4 protein-coding genes are annotated in these 5,220 nt (G+C 41.1%); all 4 read left to right on the plus strand.

The window, feature by feature from the left end; genetic code table 11:
• Positions 1-424 precede the first annotated feature (424 nt).
• A complete protein-coding gene (locus tag ACFVSH_RS22530; RefSeq protein ID WP_387707922.1) occupies positions 425-1,837 on the plus strand; it encodes an amino acid permease in 1,413 nt (470 codons plus the stop codon).
• A 169-nt stretch (positions 1,838-2,006) separates the two neighbouring features.
• Positions 2,007-2,462, plus strand: coding sequence for a hypothetical protein (locus tag ACFVSH_RS22535; RefSeq protein ID WP_387707924.1), 456 nt, complete (start codon positions 2,007-2,009; stop codon positions 2,460-2,462).
• Positions 2,463-2,558: 96 nt separating this feature from the next.
• A complete protein-coding gene (gene phnX, locus ACFVSH_RS22540; protein WP_387595623.1) occupies positions 2,559-3,389 on the plus strand; it encodes a phosphonoacetaldehyde hydrolase in 831 nt (276 codons plus the stop codon).
• Positions 3,390-3,563: 174 nt separating this feature from the next.
• The coding region (gene xsc, locus ACFVSH_RS22545) for a sulfoacetaldehyde acetyltransferase (protein WP_387707926.1) at positions 3,564-5,220 on the plus strand (1,657 nt) is incomplete at its 3' end.

Genomic DNA, 5,220 nt, shown 5'->3' on the forward strand with positions numbered 1-5,220 from the left:
GAAAGTGTGTTAGATGAATCCTCCAAGGTGAAAGAAGTAAAATGAAAAGTATTAGAGGCTTGCAGTAATAATGGGAACCTTTTTATTTGAAAATTTTCATTTCGTTATCTAAATATTCTGATTTTTAAATTGACTTTAAAAAAATCAGAGTGTATTATACACATAGTAAGTGGTCCTAACATCATGACGTAGTGATGTTATATCTGCTTCGAATGTCAAAATAGCCTTAAGGAAGGGGGAATAATGATATAGAATCTTAAGTTCATAGCGTCATCTCCTGTGTTGTTTTTAAAATGCCATGTTTCCAAGTTCCCACTATCTTTGTGAAAGTGTAAAGGACAGGCAGTTGAAAAAGCCTTGTTATTACATGCAAGTAGCGATTATCTTAGTTGATTCCACAAAATATTGAAAGTTGGTGGAGGGTATGAAACATCAACAGGAAGAACTGAAACCAGGCCTGAAACAAAGACATTTAACAATGATATCCTTAAGTGGTGTCATAGGCGCTGGTTTATTCGTAGGAAGCGGTATCATAATTGGTCAAACGGGCCCCGGGGCGATATTATCATATGTTTTGGCAGGCTTGATCGTTGTTCTAGTCATGAGGATGCTTGGGGAAATGGCCACAGTGAATCCCAATACTGGATCTTTTGCCGTTTATGCAAGAGAGGGGATTGGTGAATGGGCCGGTTTTACAACAGGTTGGTTATATTGGTTCTTTTGGGTTATCGTCATTGCTTTGGAAGCAACAGCGGGGGCTGCAATCATACACAGCTGGCTTCCTTCCGTTCCCGTCTGGGTCATAAGTCTATCTTTGATTATCTTATTGAAACTGACGAATATTTTTTCCGTAAAATCGTTTGGTGAGTTCGAATACTGGTTTTCAATCATTAAAATAATCAGTATCATCCTATTTTTGTGCCTGGGTGTGGCAGTGATATTAGGGTTAATCCCAACGATAAAACCACCTGGTGCTTCCAATCTTCTGAATTTTGGCGGTTTTATTCCGAACGGGTTAAGTTCTGTACTAGTTGGCGTCGCAATTGTTTTTCATGCATTTGTTGGAGTGGAGATTCCAGCGATTGCCGCGGGTGAGACGAGTGATCCGGTTAAGTCGGTTAGAAGTGCATTGAATAGTGTGGTATGGCGAATCCTGATTTTCTATATAGGGTCCATAGCTATTCTAGTGACGCTATTACCTTGGAATTCGGCTTCTTTGCTGAAAAGTCCATTTGTTGCCGTACTTGAAATGATGGGAATCCCTTCTGCTGCCCTGATCATGAATATAGTGATTCTCATTGCACTGCTTTCCTGTTTGAATTCGGGGTTATATACGAGTTCACGCATGTTATTTTCACTTGCACAAAAGGGTGATGCTCCAAAGGTATTTTCAAAAGTGAGCAAGAACGGTGTCCCTATATTTGCTGTAGTCGGCTCTACATTATTTGCCTTTATCAGCACCATTTTCAGTTATGTCTCACCTGATAAAATCTTTTTCTTTTTAGTGAATTCCTCGGGTGGAGTCGGAATTCTGGTTTATCTGGCCATTGCGGTTTCCCATCTCAGATTAAGGAAGAGAATGGAGAAAGAAAATCCCGGAATTTTCAAGATCAAAATGTGGTTATTCCCTTATTTGACTTATGTAACCATACTTTCCATGGTTTCCGTTTTGATATTAATGGCATTTATCGATTCGCAACGTCCACAGTTTATCTTTACCATGCTATTTAGCTTGATCGTTATCTGTTCATTCTTTTTCCTTCGGCGAAAAAAGGCGAAGTATATGGAGAATGAATTAAATATTGTTTCTGGTTCCCCTAATTCTGAAAAATTATAGCTTTTACTCTATACCATTTTAAGGAAATGCTTCGTTTACTTCTATGGAACTCCTCAGACAAAATTCTTCAATCACTAAACAGCTAGAATATGACTCCCATAGAAAAAGAGAGTTGTGCCAACAGGTGCTTGGCGCCATCTGTCTTTTAAATCATGAAGGAGGGATTATGTTGAATGGTTTCCGTGTAATGACTAGTGGGGTTATCCTTGGGGCCATGTTGCTGTCAGGCTGCAACAATTCAAGTGAACCGGACGAGGCTCAACAAGAAAAAAGTCCAGTCTTGAATGAAAATCCGGATGCAAATACGGGTGAAACCCAAAATGCAGAGGTTATTAAAAAAGGTGTCGGCGATGTGATTCAATCCATAAAAGGATTGGAATCAGAAATAAGTACGGAGGCGGATTCAGGGGAAATTCAAGAAATGGGAAAAGAGATCAGTTCTACATGGGATTCGATAGAAAAGCAAGTGGAAGATGAATACCCCGATTGGTATGAACGGATTGAGAAAAACCTTTACCCATTAATTGGGGAGTCCGGGAATGCGGATAAGGACCTTGAAAAAATGAAACGTCTCTCTGAGGCTACTAAAGAAGATTTACAGTTATTTTTGGAAAAAGTGAAATGAATTCTCTTTATACCCAGGTCATCACCAGTGGGGTATTTACGGGTTTAGCAAGTTTGGTGATTTTAAAGGAGGTAAGGATAAGGAGGGGAACATAGGTTGGAAAGTGCGAAAGAATGCAAAGTGGTTCAGGCAGTGATCTTTGATTGGGCAGGAACGACGGTGGATTATGGATGTTTTGCGCCGGTCCAAGCATTTGTCGAGATATTCAGGATAAGGGGAATAGATATTACGATTAAGGAAGCAAGGGAACCTATGGGTTTATTGAAAATGGATCATATTATGGAACTCCTGAAAATGAAACGAATCTCCAATTTATGGATTGCTAAATTTGGGAAAGAACCGGACGAAAGAGATCTAAAATCATTGTATAGGGACTTTGAGGATTTGCTTTTTAAGGTTCTCAAGGAAAACGCCAAGCCAATACCAGGCGTAATTGAATTAATCAGCCGTTTAAGGCAGCAAGGAATAAAAATCGGTTCGACGACAGGGTATACTCGGGAAATGATTGATGTTGTTAAACAAGAGGCGGAAAAATGGGGCTATCAACCAGATTCCATTGTTGCGTCTAACGAGGTGCCTGCGGGAAGGCCTGCTCCTTGGATGTGCTTTAAGACGGCGATGAATCTCGAAGTGTATCCACTCAGCAAAATCGTTAAAGTCGGCGATACGATCAGTGACATCAAAGAAGGCATCTCTGCGGGAATGTGGACTGTTGCCGTATTGAAAGGCGGCAGTGAAATCGGCCTTTCAGAAGCGGAAATCAACGAAATGGACCCATATGAACGGCAAAAACGGATGAAACATGCAGAAAATCGTTTTTGGAATGCAGGAGCTGATTTCGTAATTGATGAAATAGGTGATTTATTGGAAATCATCGATCGGATCAACTACAGATTGACAGAAAAAAAGGATATATTTATTGGTTAAGGAAGATTCAAATACATGAGTTAATGACTATGATGATTAAAGTTTTTAAATAAATTCAAAATATTCAATTTATTTATTGACTGTTTCATCCAATGGTAGTAATATACATCTTATAACTGGTACGGACGTCGCAACGTCATTATCAGAAATAACTATAATTAAGGAGAATGTGCTATGGTCGAAACAAAAATGTTAAGAGGAACGAAAGTTAAAATGACACCAAGTGAAGCCATCGTTGAGACATTAGTGGCCGAGGGAGTTAAACATATCTCGGGAATTCTGGGATCTGCTTTCATGGATATGCTTGATTTATTGCCAACTGCAGGCATCCGTTTCATTGGTGTCCGCCATGAACAAAGTGCAGCACATATGGAAGATGCCTATTGCCGTGTCTCTGGTGTTGCAGGAGTTGTCATCGGGCAAAACGGACCTGGAATGACGAATATGGTCACCTCTGTTGCAGCGGCCAATCAAGCTCATACTCCAATGGTGGTCATATCACCTTCTGCTGGTACACCAACGGTTGGATGGGATGGATTCCAAGAATGTGATCAGGTTTCCATCTTCAAGGCCATCACTAAGGAAACGGTTAGAGTGACACACCCAGGCCGGGTCGCTGATTGCCTTAGGACAGCATTTCGGATTGCCTATGCCGAAAGGGGACCGGTTTTATTCGATATCCCCCGTGATTACTTCTATGGTGAAGTGGAAGATCAAATACTTCAACCACATCAATATCGCGTTGATGAAAGGGGCTGCGGATCTTCTGCATCTTTGGATAGAGCGGCAGAAATTTTAGCTCAGGCTGAGTATCCTGTCATTATTTCCGGTAGGGGAACGGTTGATTCAGATGGCATCGAGGAAATTAAGAATATTGCAGAATATTTAACAGCTCCGGTGGCTGTCTCCTATATGCATAATGATGCATTTCCTGCAGATCATCCATTGTCAGTCGGCCCAATCGGTTACATGGGATCAAAGGCAGCCATGAATACACTAAAGAAAGCGGATGTCATATTGGCGGTCGGTACAAGATTATCGGTTTTTGGAACGTTACCATGCTATGACATCGATTATTTCCCTAAGGATGCACAAATCATCCAAATAGATATTAATCCAAGGCAAATAGCGAGGACACACCCTGTGGAAGTTGGGATCATCGGAGATGCCCGTGAAGCGAGCCATGAAATCCTGAAACGGTTGAAGGCCAGTAATCCTAACCTAAAGCAAGAAAAAAAGCGGATGGTCGAAGTTACGAATGAAAAACAAAAATGGGAAGAAGAATTGGTGAAACTTGCGATGATCGATGGAACCCCGATCAATCCGCGTCGAGCACTTTTGGAATTGACTAAAGTATTGCCTGAAAATGCTATCGTTACAACAGATATCGGTAATGTATCGTCAACTGCAAACGCTTACTTAAAATTCAATCAGAGCCGAAGGCATATCGCTGCGCTTACATTCGGGAACACTGGATTTGCTTACCCATCTGCACTTGGTGCCAAGTTAGCTGAACCGAACACGCCTGTTTTAGCCATTGTTGGAGATGGCGCGTGGGGCATGAGCTTACATGAAGTGAGTACGGCCGTTGAAGAAAACATTCCGGTCATAGCATGTGTGTTCAATAATAATGCATGGTGTGCAGAGAAAAAGAATCAGGTTGATTTTTATAATAATCGTTTTGTAGGGGCGGATATCCAAAATCCTGATTTCGCGGAAGTTGCCCGATCAATGGGTGCTGTTGGTATTAGAGTGGAAAAACCTGAGGAGTTAGGCGCAGTTATTGAAGAAGCAATAAAATCAAATAAACCGACGGTCATAGATATACAAG

The organism is Peribacillus sp. NPDC058002, from assembly GCF_042886655.1.
Taxonomy (GTDB): domain Bacteria; phylum Bacillota; class Bacilli; order Bacillales; family DSM-1321; genus Peribacillus; species Peribacillus aracenensis.